The sequence below is a fragment of the Arthrobacter horti genome (assembly GCF_030731045.1).
Taxonomy (GTDB): domain Bacteria; phylum Actinomycetota; class Actinomycetes; order Actinomycetales; family Micrococcaceae; genus Arthrobacter_E; species Arthrobacter_E nanjingensis.
Genome location: NZ_JAVALS010000003.1, coordinates 102,874 through 128,186 on the forward strand (window position 1 = coordinate 102,874; position 25,313 = coordinate 128,186).

A 25,313-nucleotide genomic window follows, 5' to 3' on the forward strand; every position below is an offset into this window, starting at 1 on the left:
TTCCGCCCATGACCTTCCAGGGAGTCGGGGTCAACCCCGGCCGCGTGATCGCAACTGTCAAGCACATGCCGGAGCCGCTCGCCGAGCCGCCCGCAGGAGAGACCCTGCCGGCCGGAACGGACCCGGCCGAAGCCATCGCGGGTCTGAAGTCCGCGGCCGCGGCCGTGCATGACGAGCTCAAGGAGCGGGCCACGAGGGCCCGGGAGGACGGCAAGGCCGTCCTGGAGGCCACGGCGCTGATGGCCAAGGACACCATGCTGCTCAAGGCGGCGGGAAAGCTCATCACGGCGGGCACCGGCGTGGAACGCGCCGTCTGGGAGGCCGCCGACGGTGTGGCCGCCCAGCTCAAAGCGGTGGGCGGCTACATGGCCGAACGCGCCACGGACGTGCTGGACGTGCGCGCCCGCATCGTCGCGCAGCTGCGCGGCGTCCCGGCACCGGGCATCCCCAGCTCGGACACCCCCTTCATCCTCCTGGCCGAGGACCTCGCCCCGGCGGACACCGCCACCCTGGACACCTCCGTGGTCCTGGCCCTGGCCACCTCCGGCGGCGGCCCGCAGTCCCACACCGCCATCATCGCCCGCTCCCTGGGCCTGCCCGCCGTCGTCGCGGCAGCGGGCATCGAGGCGATCGCGGAAGGCAGCGAAGTGTATGTGGACGGCGCGGCCGGCGTCGTCGTCGACGCTCCCGGAGACGCCGAGCGCGAGGCCGCGGCCAAGTGGGCCACGAGCGCCGCGACGCTGGCCTCCTTCGACGGCACGGGCACGACGGCGGACGGTCACCTGGTGCCGCTGCTGGCCAATGTGGGCAACGCCAAGGACGCCGAGGCGGCCGCCGCGCTCGGCGCACAGGGTGTGGGCCTGTTCCGCACCGAATTCTGCTTCCTGGAGCGCGACACCGAGCCGACCGTGGACGAGCAGGCTGCCGCCTACCGGGCCGTGTTCGCCGCGTTCCCGGGGCGAAAGGTGGTGGTCCGGACCCTGGACGCGGGCGCGGACAAGCCCCTGCCGTTCCTCACGGACGCCACCGAGCCGAACCCGGCCCTGGGCGTGCGCGGCTACCGCACCGACTGGACCACCCCGGGCGTGCTGGAGCGCCAGCTCTCCGCGATCGCCCAGGCCACCGAGGACTCCGAGGCGGACGTGTGGGTCATGGCCCCCATGATCGCCACCCGGCCGGAGGCCGCCCACTTCGCCGGTCTGTGCGCCGCGGCGGGGCTGAAGACCCCGGGCGTCATGGTGGAGGTCCCGTCCGTGGCCCTGACCGCGGGCAGCGTCCTGCAGGAGGTCGACTTCGCCTCACTCGGCACCAACGACCTCACCCAGTACGCCATGGCCGCGGACCGCATGCTCGGCCCGCTTGCCGGCCTCAACGACCCGTGGCAGCCGGCCGTGCTGCGCCTGGTGCAGCTGACCGTGGAGGGCGCCAAGGCGGCCGGGGACAAGGCAGTGGGCGTGTGCGGTGAGTCCGCCGCGGACCCGGCACTCGCCGTCGTCCTCACCGGCCTGGGCGTGAACACGCTGTCCATGACCGCCCGCTCGCTCGCCGCCGTCGGCACCGTGCTCAAGTCGGTGTCCCTGCCCGAGGCACAGGAGCTCGCGGCGCTGGCCGTGAACGCGCCCACCGCAGCCGAGGGCCGCGAGGCCGTCCGCTCCCGCCTGCCGATGCTCGCCGAGCTCGGGCTCTAAGCTTTCACCAGACCTACTTTTTCGAAGGAGAACCCCATGCCCGAACGCAAAGCAGTCGTCGCCAGCGCCTCCGGCCTGCACGCCCGCCCCGCCGCGCTCTTCGCCGAGGCCGCAGGAGACCTGGACGTCGAGGTGACGATCGCCCTGGACGGCACCCCCGAGGACGAGGCCATGGACGCCTCCAGCATCCTCTCCCTCATGACCCTGGGCGCCGGCAATGGTGACACCGTGGTGCTGCGCGCCGAAGGCCCCGGCGCCGACGAGGCCCTGGACAAGCTCGCCGCCCTGGTCGAGACGGACCTGGACGCCGTCTGAGTAGACTGTCCTTTCATCGATTGCCCCGTAGGTGTCGTTTTGAGCGCTCAGAACGACACCTACGGTGGGCCCCCGCCGCCGAGGGACCCGAACCGAGCTTGCGAGGTTGGGGAGGCGGCGGGGACAATCGATGTTTAAGCTGTGGTCATGACCGCGCCACACACCACTGAACCCCTCCCCCACGACGCCGCAGCCGGGCTTCGGCGGGCGCTGGACGGCGGGCAGGACGTCACCGTCTTCGTGGACGGCACGGTCTTCAGACTGCCCGACGGCGCGCGGGACGCCGTGCTGGACCTGCTGTCCCGCCTGGCGCAGGGCGAGGCGGTCACGGTGAGCACCGTGGACGGTGCCGCGGGCGCCGGCCAGGAGGAGCCGGGTGCGGACGAACTCCTGAACACGGGCCAGGCGGCGGCGCTGGCCGGCATCTCCCACACCTTTCTGCGGAACATGACGGACCGGGGCGAGATCCCCGTCCAGTACCGCGGCACGCACCGGCGGATCCGGCGCGGTGACATCCTCGCCTGGCTGGCCGCGCAAAAGACGGCCGTGCAAAAGAAGAGTGACGCGGCGGCAGCCGCAGACCCCGCCGCGGACTAGGCTGGAACCGTGCCCAAACTCATCGGTCTTCACACCCTGTTCGGCGTCCTCGCGGCGGTGCTGGTCGGCGCCGTCCTGGGGCTGCTGGGGATCAGCGGGGTGATTCAGGTCGCCTTCGTGATCGTGGCGTACGTGGCCGGTGCCGTGATCGCGGCCGAGTTCCTCAAGAAGCGCCATGCCGGCACGGGGGATCCGGGCGATCCGGAGGACGACGGACCCCGTTTCCACCACTTCGATTCCCGTGCTCTGGAGCGTCTCGAGGAGGAGCGCAAGGAGTCCCGGCGCCGGGACGCAGGAACGCCCGAGGACTGATCCCCGGCGCCCGGCCAGGCGGCGAGAGGGCGTTAAGATCGCGTTAAGATCCGCCGTCCGGGCCGGATTCCCCACATAGCATCGGGACAACAGGTGCTGCAGGAGCCCGGACGTCATCACGTTCCACCGTCAGCGGATCCCCCGATCCGCACCCCCGGACGGCGGAGCGACGCCCACGGTTCCAGGAGGACGGACGTTTCCCGGGCACCTGACGCTTCCGGAGGAGGCGTGCGCGCCACGAGCCGGCTGCGCACCGCTTCACCCCCAACTCTGAGGCGGTCTCCTCCGGCTCGATGTGTTTGAGCGCCTCCCCATACGCAGCCCGAACGGCCCACCGGCCGTTCGGGCCACGCGTCGTTGTGGGGCCGTTCCTAGATCCGCGGCCGCTCGTGCCAGCGGGCCGCCTTGAGCGCCGCGTGCAGCTCCAGCCGGACGGACCCCTTCAGCGGATCCGCGCCGATGATCTGCCGGACCTTGGCCAAGCGGTTGTAGACGGTGCTCCGGTGCAGGTGCAGCTGGTCCGCCACATCCTGGACGGTCCCGCCGGTGTCATAGATCATCTCCAGCACCGGCCGCAGCTCGTGATTCTTGTCCCCGGCCTCCAGGGCCGTGAAGTTCAGCGAACTCGCCCCGCCCCAGTCCATGGGCCCCTGCGCCGCCGTCGCGAAGAACTGGTAGATGCCGGTGTCGCGGCAGTCCACCAGCTCACCCAGAGAGGGCTCGACGACGCCGGCCAGAGCCGCCGTCCGCGACTCGCCGTACGCACGGGGCAGCCTGCGGATCTCAGCGAACGCCTCGCTGATCCCCAGCACGATCCGGGGTCTTCCTTGCCCGGACCGCTTGGCCAGTTCCAGCTGGTAATGAACCAGCACTTGGGCGTGCACCGCACGGCCCTGCGAGGAACGGAACAGCAGGACGGAGTGGCTGGGGCGGCCCGCGCTGAACAGCGCCTCGGCGACGCCGACGGTGGACTGCAGCGCCGCCGAACGGTGGGTGAGCGACGCGGCGAGGGGGTCTTCCGGCTCGTGGCGCGCGCCGGCGTCGAGCACGGTCACAATCTGCCACGGCCCTTTGCCATGCACCTCCGGCCAATTGGCCAGAGCGCCGAGCGCGTTGCGGTCTCCCGCGCACGCCGTGAGGAACTCGGCTTCGCGGCGCTTGCGCTGCTCCGACTCGGCGGCGTTGGACTCCAGGAGCAGGGAGGCCAGGAGCTCCATCTCGTGCCGCACCTCGGAGAGTTCCCCCAGGAGCGGCGCGGCGCTGGTCTCCTCCGGCCCCATCTGCACCCAGAGGTATCCGACGCGGAAACCGCGGACCAGCATGGGCACGCAGACGCGTCCCAGCATGCCCAGATCCTCATTCGCGGGGACCACCACGGGCCGCACGGCGTTGGCGATGCCATGTGACAGCTGCCAGGCGCTCACATCCGGCGGAACGCGCTTGGTGAGCAGGAAATTCACCCGCACCCTGTCGCTCTGGTCTTGGTTGGAGCTGTAGGCCACCAGGAGTCCGTCCAGGTCCTCCAGGGAGAGGCCACGCCCCAGCCTGGCGGCGAGTTGCTCCACGAGCTGTTCCACATCGGGTTGCTGCATGCACACCAGAGTACTCGAGTCAAACCCTACAGCAGGCGACACATGCCGCCATGGGCTTGGACAAATGTAGACTATTGCCCGTCGTGATCCCCGGAATTCCGCGGAAGCCCGCCGTCCGGCCCGAAGGCGCTTCTGTCGGCTGGCTCACACCGGACCTATGCTTTTTTGCACAGAGAACTTCCCCGCCCGGCCGGGTCTCACCAGGCCCAGGGCACGACCTCTATGGAGTCCCCCATGATCATCGGCGTCCCCAAGGAAATCAAGAACAACGAGTTCCGCGTGGCCATCACGGCCGCCGGCGTCCACGAGCTGCGCAACCACGGCCACGAGGTCCTGATCGAACAGGGCGCGGGCGTGGGTTCCGGCATCACGGACGTCGAGTACAAGGAGGCCGGCGCCACCCTGCTGGCCGACGCCGATGAGGTCTGGGCCCGCGCCGACATGGTCATGAAGGTCAAGGAGCCCATCGCCGCGGAGTACCACCGTTTCCGCCAGGGCCTGATCCTCTTCACCTACCTGCACCTGGCCGCCGAACCGGAACTGACCACTCGACTCGTGGAGTCCGGCGTCACGGCCATCGCGTACGAGACCGTCCAGGAAGGCCGCGCCCTGCCGCTCCTGGCCCCCATGTCCGAGGTCGCCGGCCGCTTGTCCGTGCAGGTGGGCGCCGCATCCCTCCTGGCCCCGAACGGCGGCAAGGGCATCCTCCTGGGCGGCGTTCCGGGTGTCCGCCCGGCGAACGTCGTCGTCCTCGGCGCAGGTGTGGCCGGCACCAACGCGGCCGTCATGGCCATGGGCGCCGGTGCCGATGTCACCATCCTGGACATCAACATCAACCGCCTGCGCGAGCTGGACGCCCTCTACGGCGGCCGCCTGAAGACCGTGGCCTCCAACTCCTTCGAGATCGAGCGCGCCCTGGTGGCGGCCGACCTGGTCATCGGCTCCGTCCTGATCCCGGGCGCCAAGGCCCCCAAGCTCGTCACCAACGCGCTCGTGGCCAAGATGAAGCCGGGCTCCGTCCTGGTTGACATCGCCGTGGACCAGGGTGGTTGCTTCGAGGACACCCACCCCACCACGCACGAGAACCCCACCTTCAAGGTGCATGACTCGATCTTCTACTGCGTGGCCAACATGCCGGGTGCCGTGCCGAACACGTCCACCTACGCCCTGACCAACGTCACGCTCCGCTACGCGGTGGCCCTGGCGAACCTGGGCGTCCGTGCCGCCTTCGAGCGCGACGCCGCCCTGGCCGCCGGCCTCAACGTCGCCGCCGGCAAGGTGGCGCACCACTCGGTCTCTGACGCCTCCGGTCTGGAGCTGTCCGACTGGCGCGATCTGGTCTAGTCCGCCCCTCGCCCCCTGTCCAACTGGTCGGGTCTATCTGTCGCTTCAACTGTGGTCAAGCGACAGATAGACCCGACCAGTTGGTCTTCAGCCGACTCTCGCGCCGCCCACCCACGAAACCCGCGCCCCGCCGTCGCGCACTTAAACTGAAACAATGGCCCATATCGACGTCGCCGGAATCGACTACTTCCTCTCGGACGGCACCCAGCTCCTCAACAGCGTGACCTTCAAGGTCCCGGACGGCACCAAGACGGCCCTGATCGGGCCCAACGGCACCGGCAAGACCACGCTGTTCAAGATCATCTCCGGTGACCTCAAGGCGGACGAAGGCGTCATCGGCCGCTCTGGCGGCATGGGCATCATGCGGCAGTTCGTGGGCCAGGTCCGGGACGAGTCCACCGTCCGAGATCTCCTCCTGACCACTGCCACGCCCGCCCTCGCGGCCGCCGGCAAGGCGGTGGAGGACGCGGAGAAGGCCATGCTGGAGCACGACGACGAGCCCACCCAGATGCGGTACGCGCAGGCGATCGTCGACTGGGGCGATGTGGGCGGCTACGAGCTGGAGACCGTCTGGGATGAGGTCTGCATGGCCGCGCTCGGGGTGACGTTCGACAAGGCGGCGCACCGCGCGGCGTCGACCCTGTCCGGCGGCGAGCAGAAGCGCCTGGTGCTGGAGGCCCTGTTCTCCGGCCCCGATGAGCTGCTGCTCCTGGACGAACCGGACAACTACCTGGACGTCCCCGGCAAGCGCTGGCTGGAGGAGAAGCTTCAGGAGTCCAAGAAGACGGTGTTCTTCATCAGCCACGACCGTGAACTGCTGAACAACGGTGCGGACCGCATCGTGACCCTGGAGCCGGGTATCAACGGCGCCGGCGCCTGGGTGCACGGCGGCGGCTTCGGCTCCTACGTGCAGGCCCGCGCGGACCGCAACGCCCGCTTCGAGGAGCTCCGCAAGCGCTGGGATGAGGAGCACGTAAAGCTCAAGGAACTGGTCAACATGTACAAGACCAAGGCCGCGTTCCGCTCCGACATGGCCAACAAGTACCAGGCCGCCCAGACTCGTCTGGCGAAGTTCCTGGAGGCCGGTCCGCCGGAGGCGCTGCCCCTGGAACAGAATGTCCAGATGCGGCTGCGCGGCGGCCGCACGGGCAAGCGTGCCGTGGTGGCGGAGAAGCTGGAGCTGACGGGCCTGATGAAGCCGTTCTCCACGGAGATCTGGTTCGGCGACCGCGTCGGCGTCCTCGGCTCCAACGGTTCCGGCAAGAGCCACTTCCTGCGGCTGCTCGCCGCGGGCGGCACGGACCCGGACCGGGAACACCTGCCGGTCTCGGACATCCAGATCCGCGAGGTCCCGCACGAGGGCACCGTGAAGCTCGGCGCCCGCATCCGGCCCGGCTACTTCGCCCAGACGCACTCCCGCCCAGACCTCTCCGGCCGCACGCTCCTGGACATCCTGCACCGCGGCGACGAGCACCGCTCGGGTCTGGGCCGCGAGGCCGCCTCCGGCGCGCTGGACGCCTACGGCCTGGTGGCGCAGGCGGAGAACAAGTACGACTCGCTCTCCGGTGGCCAGCAGGCGCGGTTCCAGATCCTGCTGCTGCAGCTCTCCGGCGCCACGCTCCTGCTCCTGGATGAGCCCACGGACAACCTGGACCTGCACTCCGGTGAGGCCCTGGAACGCGCCATCGACGCCTTCGAGGGCACCGTCCTGGCCGTCACGCACGACCGCTGGTTCGCCAAGTCCTTCGACCGCTTCCTGGTGTTCGGCTCGGACGGCAAGGTCTACGAGTCGGAGGAGCCGGTCTGGGACGAGAAGCGCGTGGACCGGGCCCGGTAGGTCCGGTCCCGCGCACTCCAACTGGTCGGGCCTAACTGTTGCTTTGAGGCTCTCATTCCGACAGTTAGGCCCGACCAGTTGGGTTCAGGGGCTCACCGGGCGATCCGGCGCGCCTCCTCGATAAGCCGCAGACCGGCCAATGGGCCCGTCTCCCCCGCCGGATCCACGGGGGCCGGGCCTTCGCCGCGCAGGTGCAGCTCCAGCAGGCGGTAGAACTCCTGGTACCGGCCCGGCTCACTGCGCACCACGTGATTCGAGGTGCCGTCGCTCAGGATCCCGGACGCCTCGTCCGCCTCCACACCGTAGCCGGGATCCGCCGGCGTCAGGCCCGCGGACAGCTGCGCCTCCTGCGGATCGAAGCCAAACTTCACATAACTCCCACCACTGCCCCGCACATCGAACACCGGCCCGGGCTGCGCCGCCGTCAGCGTCATCGACAGGTGGCTGAGCACCGGCCGCCCCGCGCCGTCGCGCGCGTGCTCCAGGACCAGGAACGCGTCGTCGTCGGCCGGCTCACCCGGGCGCCGCGCCGCGATCTCCGCGTGCAACACGCGCGCCGGCCCGAAGAGCTGCAGCGCGCAGTCCACCAGGTGCGTGCCGAGGTCGAACACCAGCCCGCCGCCCCTCTCCACACCGGAGGACGCCTTCCACTGCTTGGAGAAGCCCGGGGACCAGCGCTCCATGTTCGCGTTGAAGCGGTGCACCTCCCCCAGCGTCCCGTCCTCCAGCAGCCGCCGCACCGTCAGAAGCGCGTTGTCCCAGCGCCGGTTCTGGTACACGGTCAGCCGGCGGCCCAGCCGCGCCGCGAGCGCCACGAGCTCCTCGCCCTGCGTGCTGGTGACGGTGAACGGCTTGTCCACGACGACGTCGAGCCCGGCTTCCAGCGCCGCCTTCGCCTGCGGGTGGTGCAGTTCCGGCGGGGTGGCGATGACCACCACGTCCAGTTCCGCCGCCCGTGACAGGACATCATCGAAGGCGGGGACGATCGTGGCGTCCGGGTACCGTGCGGTGGCGTTCGCGGCCCGTTCCGGGTTGCCTGTGACGATCAGGTCCAGGCTGAATCCCGGGCTGTGGTGGATGAGAGGCGTGTGGAAGGCGCGGCCGGCCAGGCCGTAGCCCACCACCGCGGTGCGCAGAGGTGAGGATTCCATGCCTCCATGGTCCAACTGGTCGGGTCTATTTGTCGTTATGAACCGCCCATTCCGACAGATCGTCCCGACCAGATGGGCAAGAACGAGGAGGGCCGGTGCGTCGTGCGACGCACCGGCCCTCACCGAGGATCACCGTTCAGGAACCGTGCCGTTCAGCGGCTCGGGATCACTTGTGGGTGGAACCCTTCTCCCAGCCGAGAGTGGTCCAGTCGCCAACCAGGGTGTCGGTGGGGTTCGCGAACAGGGTGGGCCCGTAGTTGGCCAGGCCCTTGTGCACAAAGGCGATTTCCGGACCGTTGAACAGAGTGCCGAGCGTGAAGTACTGGCTCAGGTAGGACTTCTCCACAGCGTTGGCAGCCTTGTTGCGAGCCGCATCGTCCGCCACGGACTGAAGATCCGCGATCTGCTTGTCCAGATCAGCGTTGCCCAGTCCATTCAGGTCAGACGCCGTGGAGTAGTACTGGCTGACGGCCTGCGTGGCGTCGGCGCTGACGGTGTAGCCCGAGAGCGAGATGTCGAACTGGCGCTTGCCCACCACCTTGCCGAACTCGGAGGCGCCGTGCTGGGCGATGGTGACATTCATGCCACCGGCCTGAAGCTGCTTCTGGAGCGTCTGGGCAACGGCCAGGTTGGTGGGATCATCGCCGAAGTTCGCGACGGTGAAGGCGACCTCCTTGCCGTCCTTGGCCATGTAGCCCTTATCGTCCACCTTGTAGCCTGCGTCCGTCAGAACCTTCTTGGCAGCGTCTCCGCCCTGTTCCGTGACCGGCCAGTTGTCCTGGTAGTACTTGGAGAACGGCAGGAGCATCATGGACCCGGTGTTGGGCTCCTCCCAGTTCAGGCCGTTGAATTTGACCTTGCGAACCGCCTCGCGGTCCACCGCCACGAAGGCGGCCTTGCGCACCGCCACGTCCGAGAGGGCCGGGCTCTTCGCGTTGATGTTCATCCCGCCGGCGAAGAGACGCTGACCGCGGCGGACGTCGGAGTCCTTGGTGCCGTCCACCTGCTTGTACAAGCTGATCGAGTTGGCCGTGATGGCGTCGATCTCACCGTTCTTGAAGGCGGCGACCTGAGCGCTCTTCTCCATCTGACGGAAGACGATCTTGTTCAGGACCGGCTTGGCGCCCCACCACTTGTCGTTGGGGATGGCCGTGACCGTCTGCGCGGCGGAATCGTACTTCTCCACCGTGAACGGCCCCGCCATCCACTCGGGGTGCATATTGCCGCTGAAGCCCTTGTTGAACACGTCCGGTGTGTTGACCTTCGGGTGGATCAGCTGGTCGAAGATCTGGAACAGAGGGAATGTGGGGCGCTTGAGCGTGACCACGACCTCTTTGTCGGAGGCGCCCGCCTTCACGGAATCGATGTACTGGTAAGCGCCCGCATCGACGATGTCGAAGTCCTTGTTGGAGCCGTTGAGCACCTTCCAGGTGTTCTCGAAGGTCTTCCAGTCGATCGGAGTACCGTCGTTCCAGGTGGCCTTGTCGTTGATCTTGATCGTGACGGTCTGCTTCCCGTCCTTCACCTCGGACTTGAAGTCCTCGCAGAAGTTCTTGTCCAGGACATAGTCGCCCTGAGTGGTCGGCGTCCAGCAGCCGTTCGTGTAGGCCTCATTGATCGGGCCCAGGAGGGCCCGGTTATCGGAGGAGTTGCCGGAGTTGGAGGCGTTGTTGAAGTCCGGGCCGATGTTGCCCAGCGGCAGGGTGACAGTGCCTCCCTGATCCAGATCCTTCACGTCCTTGGGATCCGTCTGGACGAGCTTCGAGGTGTCGCCGCCGGCTCCCTCGGCCTTTGCGGCCTCCGGCCCCTTGCTGCCGCCACCGCACGCGGTCAACGCCAGCGTCACGGCCGCCAGGGTGGCGATGCCGAGAGTCACTTTCTTCTTCATGGTGTTCCCTTCAAAGGAGCGAGGTGGTTGAGTTCCACGGTGGACCCGGGGCCTCAGAGGCCGCCGGCGTCGGCGGTTTCGTGCTGCACCAGCATGTCCGCGTCCAGTTCCCTGTCGGGGAAGAAGCACGCGAACCGATGGTCGGTTCCGCCGCTCTCCAGAGGAGGTTCGAGGTCCAGGCACGTGGACCTCTTCTCCTCGGGAAGCGCGGCGAAGATCGGGCACCGGGAGGCGAAGTTGCATCCCTGGGGGGCATCCAGCGGTGTGGGCAGGTCCCCCGAGAGGATGATGCGTTCGCGGGTGCGCTCGGCTTCCGGATCCGGGACGGGGATCGCGGAAAGCAGGGCGCGGGTGTAGGGATGCCGCGGGGAATCGAAGACGCTGTCCACGTCCCCGATCTCCACGATCTTCCCCAGATACATCACAGCCACCCGGTTCGAGATGTGACGTACGACTGAGAGGTCATGGGCCACCATGAGGTAGCTCAGACCGAGTTCCGCCCGGAGCTTGTCCAGGAGGTTGATGACCCCGGCCTGGACGGAAACGTCCAGTGCGGAGACGGGCTCGTCCAGCACCACCAGTTTGGGGTTCACGGCGAGCGCGCGGGCGATGCCGATGCGCTGGCGCTGACCGCCGGAGAACTGGTTGGGGAAACGGTTCACGTGGTCCGGCTGCAGGCCCACCAGGCGCATGAGCTCCATGATCCGCTTGCGGATCTGCTCCTTGGGCATGCCCTGGTTCTGCAGGGGCTCCGCCAGGACTTCATAGACGGTGAAGCGCGGGTCCAGGGCTCCCGTGGGGTCCTGGAACACCATCTGGAGTTCCTTGCGCATGGCCTGCTTCTGGGAGCCGGACACGGCGGACTTGCTGTTCAGCCCGCCGATCTCCACCTCTCCGGGCTGGTCCTTGTTGAACTCCATGATCTCCAGGAGCGTGGTGGTCTTGCCACAGCCGGACTCACCCACGATCGAGAAGCACTCGCCCTCGCGGACGTCGAAGCTGATCCCGTCCACGGCCTTGACCGTGCCGATGCGCTTCTTGAACAGGGAGCCCTTCATGAGCGGGAAGTGCTTCTTGACGTCGTTGAGCCGCAGGACGGTGCCGCGCTCCTCGCGCGGCACCCCGGCGAAGCGGGACACCGGAACCGGGGGCGCCTTGAACACCTCGTGGACGTCGACGTCGGCGAGCTGCGCCAGCTTGACGCAGGCGGCGCGGTGGCCTGCGCCGCCGTCGTCGGCCACCGTCAGCAGCGCCGGTTCGCCATCCAGGCACTCCGGGCCCGCCAGCGGGCAGCGTGGGGCGAAGGAGCAGCCGGTGGGGGCCGTGAGAAGGTTCGGCGGCATGCCCTCGATGGGCACCAGCGAGGTCTGCGCGGACTTGTCCACCCGCGGCACGGCGCCGAGCAGGCCCATGGTGTACGGCATGCGAGGGCTGTAGTAGAGCTGGTCCACGGTGCCGGTCTCCACCGGCTTGCCCGCGTACATCACCATGATGTCGTCCGCCATACCGGCCACCACGCCCAGGTCGTGAGTGATCATGATGAGCGCGGCGCCGGTCTCCTCCTGCGCCTTGTGCATGACCTCCAGCACCTGCGCCTGGATGGTGACGTCCAAGGCCGTGGTGGGCTCGTCGGCGATCAGCACGCGCGGGTCGTTGGCGATCGCGATGGCGATCATGACGCGCTGGCGCATACCGCCGGAGAACTCGTGTGGGAAGGACTTCAGCCGTGCCTCCGGGCTGGGGATGCCCACCAGGCGGAGGAGTTCGACGGCGCGGGCCGCCTTGGCCTTGGAGCTCATCTTCGGATTGTGGACGGTGAGTGCCTCCACGATCTGGTCCCCGATAGTGAACACCGGGGTCAGGGAGGAGAGCGGGTCCTGGAAGATCATGGCCAGCTCACTGCCGCGGTACTTGCACATCTGGGAGTCGGAGAGGCCCAGCAGTTCCTGGCCCTTGAGCATCACGGAACCGTCGATCTCCGCCGCATCCGGGAGCAGGCCCATGATGGCCATCGAGGTCACGGATTTGCCGGAGCCGGATTCGCCCACGATGCCGAGGGTCTTGCCGGGCATCAAGTCGAAGTCAACACCCCGGACGGCGTGCACCACGCCGTTCTCCGAGTTGAAGCGGACGTTGAGGTCCCGCACGGAGAGGACGGCATCCCCGGGAGCCCGGGTGCCGGGCACGTGGAGGCGTTCTACGGTGGTCATGCGGTCTTCTCCTGTGCGGTGCGGGCCTTGCGCTTGCGAGTCCGGCCCACGGAGGCGGAGCTCGGGTCGAAGGCGTCACGCAGGCCGTCGTTCATCATGGCCATGGACCCGGTGAGGGCGAACATGGCAAGCAGCGGGAACCAGAACATCCAAGGGAAGCTGCTGACCTGCTGGCTGGCCTGGCCGATCAGGATGCCCAGGCTCATGTCCGGCGGTTTGATGCCGACGCCGATGAAGGAATAGGACACCTCCAGCAGGATGGCGAGGGTCACGCCGCGGGTGATCTCCAGGACCAGGAGGGAGCCGATATTGGGGATCAGGTGCTTACGGACGATGTCCCGGGTGGGGACTCCCATGTAGCGGGCGGCCTTCACAAAGTCCCGTTCAATGAGGGACATGGAAATGGAGCGGATGAGACGGGCCGGGCCCATCCAGTTGAACACCAGCAGCACGATGGTGAGCGTAAGCCAGCTCGGGAGACTGGCCTTGCCCACCGAGCCACCGCTGGTCACCACCGCCACCACCAGCAGGGACGGCATCATGATCAGCGCTTCGAGGATGAAGAGCATCACCTTGTCCACCTTGCCGCCGTACAGGGCCATGACACAGCCGTAGACGGCCGCGAAGAGCATGGAACCCAGGCCCACCACCAGTCCGATGACGATGGAGGTGCGCAGACCTTCCACCATCAGGATGTAGAGGTCCACACCGGCCTGCGTGGTACCGAAGAAGTGTTCGGCGGACGGCGCGTCGCCGATGTAGGCGGGGTCGATGTCGTTCTTGGTCCAGGGAGTGAGGAACTGGCCCAGCACGGAGAAGACCACCAGGAACAGGAACAGGGTCAGGCCTGCCACCGCGGTCTTGTTGCGCAGGAAGCGGCGGAAGATGATCCGCCCTTTGGAGATGACCACACCGTCATGCTCCAGGCGTTCAGCCTGCATCTCGGCAGTGACTTCGTTGACGACGGACATCAGGAGACCTTCACTCTCGGGTCGACGAGTGCAGTGGCGAGGTCGGCCAGGACGGCACCGACAGCGAAGATGACGGAACCATACGCCAGGGTGGCGGTGGCCGCATTGACGTCCTGCTTGCCGATGGCGTCAATGCTCCAGAATCCGATGCCCGGCCACGCGAAGATCGATTCGGCGAAGAAGCCGCCCACGAAGATGGCCGGCACTGCGAATGCGATCGTCTGCGCCACCGGGATGAAGGAGACGCGCAGGGCGTGCTTGCGGATCGCCTGGTTCCGGGTGAGGCCCTTGGCCCGGGCGGTGCGGACGAAGTCGGCATTGACGTTGTCCAGCAGGTACTGACGCTGCGCGATCTGATAGGCACCCCAGCCCACCAGGGTGATGGCGAAGGTGGGGACCACGTAGTGGGCCACCAAGTCCACGAAGGTGGGCCAGCCTGGATCCATCCCGGGAGTCGAGATGCCCGTGACGTAGAAGATCGTCTGGCCGCTGGCGTCATTGATGTTGATGGCCGCCAGCTGCACCAGGAAGTAGGCGATGGGTGCGGGGACGATATAGGTCAGGTAGGAGTAACTGGTGATCACCCGGTCCGAGGCCTTGTACTGGCGGGCCGCGGTGAAGACACCGAGTGCAACTCCGATCACGAGGGTCAGGATGATCGCGGCCAGGAACAAGCGGGTGGAGACCCACACACGGTCACCGAACGCGGAGTTCACGGACCCGCCGTCAGGGCCGAGCCCCCAGTCCCAGCGGGTGACCACACCGGTGAGCCACTGCACGTAGCGGTCCCAGGGGTTCATCGCCGGATCCAGGTTCTTCGAGGCCAGAGAGCGGGCGACCTGTTCCGGCGTAGGCCGCGGAATCTTCTCCTGCTCGATGAGGGACGGGCTCATGGTGGAAACGGCCAGGAAGTACCCGGCCGAGGTGGTCAGGAAGATCATGACCACGTACGTCGCGGCTCGCTTGAGCAGATACTTGATCACTGGCGTCCGCCCGTCCTGCACGCCGACGGCGCGCGGGAAGGCGTCCGGCATCCGCGGGTGGCGGTGGCCGTGGGGGGTTGAAGCACGGGGTTTCCTTCCAGACTGCCGACCAGGCTCGTGACCAGATGTGCGGCGCGTCACATTTCAACGGAAAACTACCATGGATCACAGGGTGTGAAAGAGCTCTTTCACTCCTTGGCAATCAGATTGTTATCTGAGCTACCCATCGGTAACACGGGGAGTGGACTCCCCGCGAACCGGACGGTAAAGTGACCGTTTTCTCTCAGTCCGCCATGATGGGCATCGGGCAGGGATCCGCGCTTCTCTCCGCTCCGCCCACATATTACGCTTAGGTAACACAGCTATAGCATCCACAAAGGAGCGGATATGTCCGGAATTGTCATTGTCGGCGTCGACGGCAGCGAGACTGCAGCCCGCGCGGCGAAGGCCGCCTACACCCTGGCGCAGGGTCTGGAGGCCCGCCTTCACGTGATCACCGCGTTCGACAAGGACAACGTCGAGGTCTTCGGCAGCGGCAGCGACACCTTCATCATGTCCGACGCCGATGACGCCCAGCGCGTCGCCAAGCAGGTCGCGGAAAGCCTCGGCACCGACGTCGAATACCTCTCCTCCCGCGGCCGCCCGGCGGACGCCCTCCTGTCTGAGGCCGAGCGCCTGAACGCCGACGTCATCGTGGTCGGAAACCGCCGCATGAGCGGCATCGGCCGCGTCCTCGGCTCCGTGGCCAACACCGTGGCGCACAACGCCCCGTGCGACGTCTACATCGTCAACACCACCGAAGGCTGAGGACCCACCCCTCCCACGGGAAATCCTTAAACAACGGCGGCCCGCTCATGTCGATGAGCGGGCCGCCGTCGTCGTAGGCGAGGCACAATCAAGCTGGTGAAGCAGGACATGCGGCAGCGTGCGTAAAGGGGCCCCGCGTCGTACGTCAGCCGCAGACAGCCATAGCCGGACGCGGGGATAGCACGCAGAGCATGTGGTGCTTCACCAGCGAACCCAGCCCGAACGCCACGACCCCGCCCCGCTCAGTCGAGCAGGAGCGCCGGCTCCTCCATGATCGCGGCGACGTCGGCCATGAAGCGGGCCGACAGGTCGCCATCGACCACGCGGTGGTCGAAGGAACCGCCCAGGGTGGTGATCCAGCGGGGGATGACCTCGCCGGAAACCACCCACGGCTTCTGCTTGATGGTGCCGAAGGCGACGATCGCCACCTCTCCCGGGTTGATGATCGGGGTACCGGTGTCGATGCCGAGGGCGCCGACGTTGGTAACGGTCAGCGTGCCGCCCTGCATGTCGGCGGGCTTCGTCTTGCCGGAGCGCGCCGTGGTGGCGAGCTCGTTCAGGGCGATGGCCAGCTCCTTGAGGGAGAGGTCCTGGGCGTCCTTGATGTTCGGCACCAGGAGGCCACGCGGGGTGGCGGCGGCGATGCCGAGGTTCATGTAGTGCTTGACGTGGATCTCATCGCCCTCGGGCGTGGAGACCCATTCGGAGTTCACGCTGGGGTTGCGCGCGGCCGCCCAGATGACGGCCTTGGCCAGGATGAGCAGCGGGGAGACCTTGATGCCTTCGAAGTCGCGGGACTTCTTCAGGCGCTGCACGAACTCCATGGTCCGGCTGGCGTCGATGTCCACGAAGATCGAGACGTGCGGGGCCTGGAACGCGGAATCGACCATGGCCTTGGCCGTGGCCTTGCGGACGCCCTTGACGGGGATCCGTTCGATCCGGCGTTCCTGGCTCTTGGCCGATGCGCCCCAGAAGGACCCGGACTGGGCCACCTCGGCCTCACGCTGCGCCTGGTAGCTGACCAGGTCCTCGCGGGTCACCTCGCCACGCGCGCCCGTGGGGGTCACGAGCGCCAGGTCGATGCCGAGGTCGCGGGCGATCTTGCGGACCGGCGGCTTGGCCAGCACCCGGTTGACCAGGCCGCTGAGAGCACCGCCGAGGCCGTGGCGCTCGTCGTCGGAGGACGCGGCGGACGGCACGACGACGGCGGCCGGGGCCTGAGACGGCGCGGCCTGCGAGCGGGCGGCCGGGGCGGGCGTGCTCGCCGCGGGAACGGCGGGCGCCACTCCCGCGGGGGCCTTGCGCGCGCGGCGCTTCACGGCGTCGGCCTTGGGCCCGGAGCCGACCAGTGGCCCGGCGCCCTGCTCGGTGTCGGCCAGTGGCCCGGCGCCCTGCTCGGTGTCGGCCACCAGCGTGCCGTGCACCGGCTTGAAGTCATCCTGCGCCGCGGCAGCGGGCTGAGCCGCCTCCTGCGGCGCTGCGGCGGGGGCGGCAGGCGCGAGCGCGGCGTCGTCGGCTCCCGAACCGACCGAGATGATCGGGGTGCCGACCTCCACCGTCTGGCCTTCGGGCACCAGCAGCGCGGTCACGGTGCCCGCGTACGGCGACGGAAGCTCCACGAGGGACTTGGCGGTCTCGATCTCGCAGAGGACGTCGTTGATGGCGACCGTGTCCCCCACCTTGACCTTCCAGGAGACGATCTCGGCCTCGGTCAGGCCTTCACCGACGTCGGGCAGGGTGAATGTCTGCGTGCTCATGCGTGTGGCCTTCCTGGCCTAGTAGGAGAAGGTCTTGTCGAGGGCGTCGAGGATGCGGTCGATGTCCGGGAGGTAGTGCTCCTCCACCTTGGCCACGGGGTACGGCATGTGGAAGCCGCCCACGCGGATGACCGGGGCCTCGAGGCTGAGGAACGCGCGCTCGGAGATGCGGCTGGCGATCTCGCCGCCGATGCCGCCGAACGTCGGCGCCTCATGTGCGACGACGAGGCGGCCGGTCTTGCGGACGGAGGCCTCGATCGCGTCGAAGTCGATGGGGGAGATGCTGCGCAGGTCCAGCACCTCCACGCTGCGCCCCTCCTCGGCGGCGGCGTTCGCCGCGGCCAGGGCCACCGGCACGAGCGGGCCGTAGGCCACGATGGTGGCGTCGGTGCCCTCACGGACCACATGAGCGCTGAACGGGTCGGCGCTGGCGCCGGGATCCTGCGTGTCCACCTCACCCTTGAGCCAGTAGCGCTTCTTCGGTTCGAAGACGATCACCGGGTCCGGGCACTCGATGGCCTGGCGGGTCATCCAGTAGGCGTCGTGGGCGTTGGACGGGGTGATGATCCGCAGGCCCGCGGTGTGGGCGAAGAGCGCCTCCGGGGACTCGGAGTGGTGCTCCACGGAGCCGATGCCGCCGCCGTACGGGATGCGGATGGTCACTGGCAGCGTGACGTTGCCGGAGGTGCGGGCGTGGTACTTGGCCAGCTGGGTGGTGATCTGGTTGAAGCCGGGGAAGACGAAGCCGTCGAACTGGATCTCGCAGACCGGGCGGTAGCCGCGCATGGCCAGGCCGATGGAGGTGCCGATGATGCCGGATTCCGCCAGCGGGGAGTCCACCACGCGGTCCTCGCCGAACTCCTGCTGGAGCCCGTCGGTGACGCGGTAGACGCCGCCCAGGGCGCCGATGTCCTCGCCCATGAGCAGGGTGGTCTCGTCCGCACCGAGGCTGGCCCGCAGGCCTTCATTGATCGCCTTGGCGATGGTCATGGTGGTCATGCTCAGCCCTCTGCGCTCTGCTGCTCGGTCACGAATCCCGCCTCATACTCCTGGTACCAGCGCAGTTCCTCCTGCACCAGCGGGTGGGCCTGGGCGTACACATGCTGGAAGGCCTCCTCCAGCGTGGGGGCCTGCAGCGCCAGAACGGTCTCGCGGACATGGTCCGCCAGTTCCTGACCCTGGCGGGCGACGTCGTCGAAGAACGCCTCGTCCGCCAGGCCCTCGGCCTTCAAATAGGCCTCCAGGCGGGTCAGCGGGTCTTTGGCACGCCACTGCTCCTCTTCAGAGCCCGGGCGGTACTTGGTGGGGTCGTCCGCGGTGGTGTGGGCGCCCAGGCGGTAGGTGAACGCCTCGATCAGCACGGGGCCCTCACCGCGGCGCGCACGGTCCAGGGCCCACTGGGTCACGGCGTGGACCGCCAGGACGTCGTTGCCGTCCACGCGGATGCCGGGGAAGCCGTAGCCCTGGGCGCGGTGCGCCAACGGGACCTTCGTCTGGGTGACCGTGGGGACGGAGATGGCCCAGTGGTTGTTCTGGCAGAAGAACACCACGGGGGCCTGGTAGCTGGCAGCGAAGACCATGGACTCATGCACATCGCCCTCGCTGCTGGCACCGTCGCCGTAGTAGGCGACGACGGCGGCGTCCTCGGGCTGCTCGCCCCTCGCCAGGGCGGCCTTACGGTCGCGCTGGATGCCCATCGCGTAGCCGACGGCGTGCAGCACCTGGGCGGCGAGCACCAGCGTGTAGACGTTGAAGTTCTTCTCCCGGGGGTCCCAGCCACCGTGCGAGACGCCGCGGAACAGGCTCAGGAGCTGTGCCAGGTCCATGCCGCGGGTGAGGGCCACGCCGTGTTCGCGGTAGGTGGGGAAGATGAAGTCCTCGGGGAGGGTGGCGTGACCGGAACCGATCTGGGCCGCCTCCTGACCGGTCAACGGGACCCAGAGGGCCAGCTGGCCCTGACGCTGCAGCGCGGTGGCCTCCTGATCGAAGCGGCGCACTACGGCCATGTCACGGTAGAAGCCCCGGAGCTTCTCCGCGTCCAGCGCCTCGGCATAGGCACCGAAGACGGGGTGGTCATGCCGGCGCCCCTCGGCGTCCAGGAGCTGGATCATGTCCTCGCCGCCGGGCCGGGGCACGGGGCCCAGGTGGCTTTCGGGATACTCGTCCAGTTCCTCGTCGTTGAACTCGGTGGTCGGCAGCTGACCAACGCCCATGCCGTCTCCTTGCCTCGGTCCGTGGATATGGGAATGAACCGATATATTCCAGTGGTGGTATGTATTCCGTTCTCGGAATATACGGTGTCCGGGGACAACTGTAGCCGGACAACCCGGCGTTCGTCAGATTTAAGACGTGCACGCCGGGGCATACTCTGCCCTGCTCAGGAGGCGATGAAGCTCTCGCAGAGGCCGATGAAACGGGTGTTCGCCTCCGGTTCACCGATGCTCACACGGACGCCCTCCGGATGGAAGGCGCGCACGGAGAGGCCGTGGGTCCCGGCGAGCTCGGCGAATTCCGCGGAGCGGTCCCCCAGGGGCAGCCAGACGAAGTTGCCCTGGGCCTGCGGCAGCTCCCAGCCTTGCGTCGCAAGCGCGGAGACCACCCGCTCGCGCTCCTGGACCACCGACTCGACGCGTTCCATCACCTGGGGAAGGTGGTCAAGAGAGGCGATGGCGGCGTGCTCGGCCACCTGGGACACGGCGAACGGGGTGGCGGAGAGGCGCAGGTACTGGGTGATCTCCGGGTGGGAGACCGAGTAGCCCACGCGCAGGCCGGCCAGGCCGTGCGCCTTGGAGAAGGTCCGCAGAACCACCACGTTGGGGTAGCGCTCCAGGAACTCGAGGCCCTTCACCGCATCCGGGTCGCGGACGAACTCGACGTAGGCCTCGTCGATGACCACCAGGACGTTCTCCGGGATGCGGGCCAGGAAGTCGTGCGTCTCCTGGGTGCGGAGCACCGGGCCCGTGGGGTTGTTCGGGGTGCACAGGAGGATGATGCGGGTGTTCTCCGTGACCGCGGCGGCCATGGCGGCCAGGTCGTGGCGGCCGTCCGCCAGCAGGGGGATCTGGACACTCCGCGCACCGGCCAGGCCCACACAGATGGGGTAGGCCTCGAAGGACCGCCAGGCGTAGAGGACCTCGTCCTGGCTGCCGTCCTCGTTTTGGCCCGCGAAGGCGGAGATGATCTGGATCAGCGCGCCAAGGCTGCCCGCGCCGGTGACGACGTCGTCGGCCGGGACGCCGAACTCCTGGGAGATGCGGGCCCTGAGCCCGCTCACCAGGGGATCCGGGTAGCGGTTGAACGCGTCGAAGCCGGCCACGGCCTCGCGGACCTCGGGAAGGGGCGCCAGCGCCACTTCGTTGGAGGAGAGCTTGTAGCTGGTCAGCCCGTCCAGAACGCGGGGAGGCTTGCCGGCGGAGTATTTGGGGAGCCGTCCGACGGCGGGACGGGGGAAGACTTCCTGGGCGGGGTGCGCGGACGCACCCGTGACGGGCGACTCATGCGGGCTCATGGCTTAAAGCGTAGTGCCCTCGGCCTGGGTGGGCCCTGAAGTCCGGCCTCGTTCGGGAACGCTTCTCAGGGCGGTGTGTCAGCATGGAGCCATGGGAAGGTTCCTGATCCGCGTCGTCGTCAACGGCTTCGCCCTCTGGGTGGGCACCTGGCTCCTGCCCGGGCTCACCCTGTCCACGGGCGCCACGAAAGGCCTCATTCCCGGGGCGGTGCCGCCCGCACCGGCGGATGCGCTGGGCACCGTGCTGGCGTACTTGTTCATCGGCCTGATCTTCGCGGCGGTGAACGCGTGGGTGCGCCCGGTGGTGAAGGTCCTGTCCATTCCGGTCACCATCCTGACGCTCGGTCTCTTCACCCTGGTGATCAATGGCGGAATGCTCTACCTGACCTCCTGGATTTCCGGATTCACGCCCGTGCACCTGGGCATCGACAGCTTCTTCTGGACGGCGATCCTGGCCGCCCTCATCGTCAGCATCGTGTCCATGCTGGCCGAGCCTCTGGTGCGGCAGGACCGCGACGAGCGCTGAGTCACCTCACCGGGGCGACTCTGGGCTTCCCCCGAGAGAAGGACTCGGCACTGTTCTGGATCACGTCCGGTGAGGCCACCGGTGGAGCGACCTTGCAGGGGTCCTCCATCACCGTGCCGGTGTAGACCGCACGGGAGGTGATGATCCTGCCCTCAGGATCCCGCGCCAGCTGGTCTTCTCCGAAGACGTCCTCCAAGGTGCTGAGGTGCCGTTCGATGGCCGGATCGCCGCTCGCGTCCAGCGCCTCCCCGGTCGGAATGTAGCTCGCGATCTGGTGCGGACCCAGCGGTCCGCCCGAGGACGCGACCTCCATCGTCGCCGTCGTCACGTGGTCTCTGCCAGGATTCACGGCGTGATCAAGAGCCGGCACCGGATCTTGATCGTTCTCCATGGCGAGAACACTCGTATCCGCGGGGATCCGGCCCACCGAATTCCCAACGGGGCTGCCCGCGGTCGTCACGGCGCGGACCGTGTATTTCTCCCTGAAGTCCTTGTCCGTGGCAAGGGCGACAGCGTTCATGCCGCCCAGGCTGTGGCCGGTGATGACCATCTGGTCCTTCTTGCCGATCTTCTCCGCCTCCAACGCCTTCATGACCGTCACCTGAGACTGTGTCAGGTACTTTCCCGGGTTGTTCTCCTGATTGGCGGTCATGACAGCCGCGTACAGATCGTTGGTGGTCCGGGCTGACTTCTGGCCCGTGTTCTGCACCCCCGGGACACTGACCAATACGGCCCAGCTCCCATCCTTGCGGAGCGCCTTGTCCACGATCACGGACGATTCCGGAATCTGATTCTGTTTCCCCTGGAACGGTGTTCCGTCTCTGAGCGGCTCCGCAGTCCCATAGGAGGTCTGGACGGTGCGGAGGGTGCCACCGAGGAGGTCACCCTTGCCGGGTACGCCCGGCGCGACCGTGGAGTGCCGGGCCACCACGGACATCCTTCCCTCCAGCTCCCTGGCGACCTTTTCTCCCCCGAACTGCTCCGCGAGCACCTGGGTCAGCGCCTTGACCGGGTCCTTCTGCCCTGTCAGTTTCATCCGCATCTCGAGCCCGGCCTGCAGCGCTGGACCGCCTATCAGGAGAAAGCTCAGAGGGCTCGAGAGGGCTGGCAGGACGGTGTTCAGACCTGCTCCCAGACCATCGAAGGCCCCTTGGGCCTTTCCTTCACGATCAGCGTAGGAGGCCACCGTCGTCGCAACGTGTTCGGAAAGGGCCTGCAAGCCGCTCACCGCCTGCAGGAGGGCATCGCACCCGGCGTACAGCTGGTGAAGGCGTGTGCCGCCGGCCCCCCAGTCCATCGGGGCGGAATCCCGCGCCGATGCCGCGTGATTGATGATCCCCATGCGGATCCCACTCAGCCGGTCCGCGATCGACCCGAGCCTCAGTCCGGCACTCCTCAGCTCGTCCAGGTCGACATTGATGAGAGTGTAGGAATCGTTGATCCACGCGCCCTCGTGGTCCGCCATCACAGACCCGCGTACTGGGACAGATCGGCCCGCTCCATGTCGGCGGGGTGTTCCATCCGCCACTTCTGCCAGGCGACCTCTTGGGCTGCCTTGCGTTGGGCGTCCTCGTCGAACTTCCGCGCGTAGAGGCTTGCCGCAACCACGGCCTCATCCATCAGATCGAAAGCCCTCAGGATCTCCTGCCGCCGCTCACCCACCACACGGCGGAACTCGGTTCCCGCCTGTGATCGCCACGAGGGAGCCTCAGAGACGCGCAGTACTGCCAGGACGTCAGCAAGCTCCTGCCGTTGAGCCACGAGGTACCCCGCCAGGACCCGGTATCCGTCGCCGGCGGGCGCCGCGTCGTCCAGGGGCAACGGTGCGAATGGGCCGGTGATCGCCATGGTGGGCTCCTTGTTCTCGAGCGGGTGTTCAGGCTTCCAGGCTAAGAACCGGCACCACCGGGGCGAGGCCCCGGATCGCCCATGTGGACGGGCGCTGTCACGCTCCGTCCACATGGCTTCGCCGGGATGAGAGCGTCACCGCGCCCGTGAAAGAATGGGGCCATGGCTGAAACCACTGCGCGCATCCCGTCCGGACGTCTCTCCCTGGCTGCAGGCGAGGGCCAGATCGCCCTAGGTCCCCTGGACGGCCGATACCGCGCCGCTGTGGCGTCCCTGGTGGATTACCTCTCCGAGGCCGCGCTCAACCGTGACCGCGTCGCCGTCGAGGTGGAGTGGCTCATCCACCTCACCTCCAACTCCGTCCTCCCCGGCTCCGCCCCGCTGAGCACGGAACAGCAGGAGCAGCTGCGCGCCGTCGTCACCGAGTTCAACGCCGCCTCCGTCGCCGAGCTGGCCGAGATCGAGGCCGTGACGGTCCACGATGTGAAGGCCGTGGAGTACTACATCGGCCGCCGCCTGCCGGCCATCGGCATCGAGGCGTTGACCCCCATGGTGCACTTCGCCTGCACTTCCGAGGACATCAACAACCTCTCCTATGCCCTGGGCATCAAGGGCGCCGTGGAGGACGTCTGGCTTCCGGCCGCACGTGCACTGGTGGAGAAGATCTCCGCCATGGCCACGGAGAACCGCGACGTCCCCATGCTCTCCCGCACCCACGGCCAGCCGGCCACGCCCACCACGCTCGGCAAGGAGCTCGCCGTCGTGGCCCACCGCCTGACCCGCCAGCTGGACCGCGTGGCCCGCACCGAGTACCTCGGCAAGATCAACGGCGCCACCGGCACCTTCGCCGCTCACGTCTCCGCCGTCCCCGCCGCCGACTGGACCGAGGTCTCCAAGTCCTTCGTCGAAGGACTCGGCCTGAGCTGGAACCCGCTCACCACCCAGATCGAGAGCCACGACTGGCAGGCCGAGCTGTACGCCGACGTCGCCCGCTTCAACCGCATCCTGCACAACTTCTGCACCGACGTGTGGAGCTACATCTCCATCGGCTACTTCGCCCAGATCCCCGTGGCCGGTGCCACCGGTTCCTCCACCATGCCGCACAAGGTCAACCCGATCCGCTTCGAGAACGCCGAGGCCAACCTGGAGATCTCCTCCGGCCTGCTGGACGTCCTGGGCTCCACCCTGGTCACCTCCCGCTGGCAGCGCGACCTCACGGACTCCTCCTCGCAGCGCAACATCGGCATCGCCTTCGGCCACTCCCTGCTGGCCATCTCCAATGTGGTCAAGGGGCTGGGCCAGCTGAAGGTCTCCGAGAACGTCCTCGCCGCAGACCTCGACCAGAACTGGGAGGTCCTGGGTGAGGCCATCCAGACCGTCATGCGCGCCGAGGCCATCGCCGGCGTCCCGGGCATGGAGAACCCCTACGAGCGTCTGAAGGACCTCACTCGCGGCCACCGCGTGGACGCCGAGCGCATGAAGGAATTCGTCTCCGGCCTCGGCCTCTCCGCCGACGCACAGGCCCGACTGCTGGCGCTGACCCCGGGCAGCTACACGGGCGTGGCCGCCTCGCTGGTCGACTACCTGAAGTAAACGGCCGCCCGACGCAGCCTGACCCGACGCCCCGGGAACGCCGTGAGACGGCCGTTCCCGGGGCGTCGTCGTCTTCTCATCCAGGTCTTACACCGCGGAAACGCCCCGGCAACACCTCAGCGCTTGACTGGAATCACCGAGAATCGATTCCCTGGAGGCGAGAGACATGACCACACGAACCCTGATCAGTTCACTCCACCAGCTGCGCCGGGGCGATGAGGTGGAAGCTGAACGCTTCCACCTCCAGCCCCGCACCACCTTCGTCCGCCGCGGACGAGTGCAGGACATCGCGCCGGGACTGGGCGTCGTGTGGATCCGGGACGCTGAGACAGGCCAGCGTCGCGTTCTGGACTCCCAGGACTACCAGCTGTGGCGTCTCGCCTGAA

The 25,313-nt window shown here is 67.9% G+C and carries 22 protein-coding genes; 10 read left to right on the forward strand and 12 right to left on the reverse strand.

Annotation, left to right across the window (positions count from 1 at the left end):
- The first annotated feature begins 8 nt into the window (after positions 1-8).
- From ptsP to Q9R02_RS06535, 4 genes are all read left to right on the forward strand, one after another.
- A complete protein-coding gene (gene ptsP / locus Q9R02_RS06520; protein ID WP_305995855.1) occupies positions 9-1,688 on the forward strand; it encodes a phosphoenolpyruvate--protein phosphotransferase in 1,680 nt (559 codons plus the stop codon).
- 36 nt (positions 1,689-1,724) lie between these two features.
- Positions 1,725-2,003, forward strand: coding sequence for an HPr family phosphocarrier protein (locus Q9R02_RS06525; protein WP_305995856.1), 279 nt, complete (start codon positions 1,725-1,727; stop codon positions 2,001-2,003).
- A gap of 141 nt (positions 2,004-2,144) precedes the next feature.
- Positions 2,145-2,600 (forward strand): helix-turn-helix domain-containing protein, encoded by a 456-nt coding sequence (locus Q9R02_RS06530; RefSeq protein ID WP_425279231.1) that lies wholly within the window; start codon positions 2,145-2,147, stop codon positions 2,598-2,600.
- A 9-nt stretch (positions 2,601-2,609) separates the two neighbouring features.
- A complete protein-coding gene (locus tag Q9R02_RS06535; RefSeq protein ID WP_305995858.1) occupies positions 2,610-2,912 on the forward strand; it encodes a hypothetical protein in 303 nt (100 codons plus the stop codon).
- 371 nt (positions 2,913-3,283) lie between these two features.
- On the opposite strand, the gene Q9R02_RS06540 is transcribed toward Q9R02_RS06535, so the two are convergent.
- Positions 3,284-4,504 carry a PucR family transcriptional regulator gene (locus Q9R02_RS06540; RefSeq protein ID WP_305995859.1) on the reverse strand — a complete coding sequence of 407 codons (1,221 nt, stop codon included), beginning with the start codon at positions 4,502-4,504 and terminating at the stop codon, positions 3,284-3,286.
- A gap of 234 nt (positions 4,505-4,738) precedes the next feature.
- Between Q9R02_RS06540 and ald the strand changes: the two genes are divergently transcribed.
- Together ald and Q9R02_RS06550 are read left to right on the forward strand one after the other, a co-directional pair.
- Entirely contained in the window at positions 4,739-5,848 is a 1,110-nt protein-coding gene (gene ald, locus Q9R02_RS06545; RefSeq protein ID WP_305995860.1) for an alanine dehydrogenase, read from the forward strand.
- A 154-nt stretch (positions 5,849-6,002) separates the two neighbouring features.
- Positions 6,003-7,685 carry an ABC-F family ATP-binding cassette domain-containing protein gene (locus Q9R02_RS06550; protein ID WP_305995861.1) on the forward strand — a complete coding sequence of 561 codons (1,683 nt, stop codon included), beginning with the start codon at positions 6,003-6,005 and terminating at the stop codon, positions 7,683-7,685.
- A gap of 92 nt (positions 7,686-7,777) precedes the next feature.
- Here the strand turns inward: Q9R02_RS06550 and Q9R02_RS06555 are convergent, their stop codons facing one another.
- The 5 genes from Q9R02_RS06555 to Q9R02_RS06575 all read right to left on the reverse strand — a co-directional run bounded on the left by Q9R02_RS06555 (position 7,778) and on the right by Q9R02_RS06575 (position 14,888).
- A complete protein-coding gene (locus Q9R02_RS06555) occupies positions 7,778-8,836 on the reverse strand; it encodes a Gfo/Idh/MocA family oxidoreductase (RefSeq protein ID WP_305995862.1) in 1,059 nt (352 codons plus the stop codon).
- A gap of 166 nt (positions 8,837-9,002) precedes the next feature.
- Positions 9,003-10,724, reverse strand: coding sequence for an ABC transporter family substrate-binding protein (locus tag Q9R02_RS06560; RefSeq protein WP_305995863.1), 1,722 nt, complete (start codon positions 10,722-10,724; stop codon positions 9,003-9,005).
- Between the two features lie 53 nt (positions 10,725-10,777).
- On the reverse strand, positions 10,778-12,934 hold the full coding sequence (locus Q9R02_RS06565) for a dipeptide ABC transporter ATP-binding protein (RefSeq protein WP_305995864.1): 2,157 nt from the start codon (positions 12,932-12,934) through the stop codon (positions 10,778-10,780).
- Complete coding sequence (locus Q9R02_RS06570; RefSeq protein WP_305995865.1) at positions 12,931-13,905, reverse strand: ABC transporter permease; 975 nt, start codon at positions 13,903-13,905, stop codon at positions 12,931-12,933. The genes Q9R02_RS06565 and Q9R02_RS06570 overlap by 4 nt, the downstream gene beginning before the upstream one ends.
- Positions 13,905-14,888 carry an ABC transporter permease gene (locus tag Q9R02_RS06575; protein WP_305996086.1) on the reverse strand — a complete coding sequence of 328 codons (984 nt, stop codon included), beginning with the start codon at positions 14,886-14,888 and terminating at the stop codon, positions 13,905-13,907. The genes Q9R02_RS06570 and Q9R02_RS06575 overlap by 1 nt, the downstream gene beginning before the upstream one ends.
- A gap of 387 nt (positions 14,889-15,275) precedes the next feature.
- Here Q9R02_RS06575 and Q9R02_RS06580 point away from each other — a divergent pair, with 387 nt between their 5' ends.
- A complete protein-coding gene (locus Q9R02_RS06580) occupies positions 15,276-15,695 on the forward strand; it encodes a universal stress protein (protein ID WP_305995866.1) in 420 nt (139 codons plus the stop codon).
- Positions 15,696-15,937: 242 nt separating this feature from the next.
- On the opposite strand, the gene Q9R02_RS06585 is transcribed toward Q9R02_RS06580, so the two are convergent.
- From Q9R02_RS06585 to Q9R02_RS06600, 4 genes are all read right to left on the reverse strand, one after another.
- Complete coding sequence (locus Q9R02_RS06585) at positions 15,938-17,452, reverse strand: dihydrolipoamide acetyltransferase family protein (protein WP_305995867.1); 1,515 nt, start codon at positions 17,450-17,452, stop codon at positions 15,938-15,940.
- An 18-nt stretch (positions 17,453-17,470) separates the two neighbouring features.
- Positions 17,471-18,451 carry an alpha-ketoacid dehydrogenase subunit beta gene (locus Q9R02_RS06590; protein WP_305995868.1) on the reverse strand — a complete coding sequence of 327 codons (981 nt, stop codon included), beginning with the start codon at positions 18,449-18,451 and terminating at the stop codon, positions 17,471-17,473.
- 2 nt (positions 18,452-18,453) lie between these two features.
- The gene (pdhA, locus tag Q9R02_RS06595; RefSeq protein WP_305995869.1) at positions 18,454-19,665 is read right to left on the reverse strand and encodes a pyruvate dehydrogenase (acetyl-transferring) E1 component subunit alpha; all 1,212 of its coding nucleotides are present in this window, start codon (positions 19,663-19,665) and stop codon (positions 18,454-18,456) included.
- Positions 19,666-19,829: 164 nt separating this feature from the next.
- Positions 19,830-20,960 (reverse strand): histidinol-phosphate transaminase, encoded by a 1,131-nt coding sequence (locus Q9R02_RS06600; RefSeq protein WP_305995870.1) that lies wholly within the window; start codon positions 20,958-20,960, stop codon positions 19,830-19,832.
- 91 nt (positions 20,961-21,051) lie between these two features.
- Between Q9R02_RS06600 and Q9R02_RS06605 the strand changes: the two genes are divergently transcribed.
- Positions 21,052-21,486, forward strand: coding sequence for a phage holin family protein (locus Q9R02_RS06605; protein WP_305995871.1), 435 nt, complete (start codon positions 21,052-21,054; stop codon positions 21,484-21,486).
- A 1-nt stretch (position 21,487) separates the two neighbouring features.
- Here Q9R02_RS06605 and Q9R02_RS06610 read toward each other — a convergent pair whose 3' ends face one another.
- Both Q9R02_RS06610 and Q9R02_RS06615 read right to left on the reverse strand, forming a co-directional pair.
- Entirely contained in the window at positions 21,488-22,951 is a 1,464-nt protein-coding gene (locus tag Q9R02_RS06610; protein WP_305995872.1) for a lipase family protein, read from the reverse strand.
- Entirely contained in the window at positions 22,951-23,334 is a 384-nt protein-coding gene (locus Q9R02_RS06615; protein ID WP_305995873.1) for a hypothetical protein, read from the reverse strand. The genes Q9R02_RS06610 and Q9R02_RS06615 overlap by 1 nt, the downstream gene beginning before the upstream one ends.
- A 162-nt stretch (positions 23,335-23,496) precedes the next feature.
- Here Q9R02_RS06615 and purB point away from each other — a divergent pair, with 162 nt between their 5' ends.
- Both purB and Q9R02_RS06625 read left to right on the forward strand, forming a co-directional pair.
- Positions 23,497-24,927: an adenylosuccinate lyase gene (purB, locus tag Q9R02_RS06620; RefSeq protein ID WP_305995874.1), complete on the forward strand. Its 1,431-nt coding sequence runs from the start codon at positions 23,497-23,499 to the stop codon at positions 24,925-24,927.
- Between the two features lie 166 nt (positions 24,928-25,093).
- Entirely contained in the window at positions 25,094-25,312 is a 219-nt protein-coding gene (locus tag Q9R02_RS06625; protein ID WP_305995875.1) for a hypothetical protein, read from the forward strand.
- Position 25,313 lies beyond the last annotated feature (1 nt).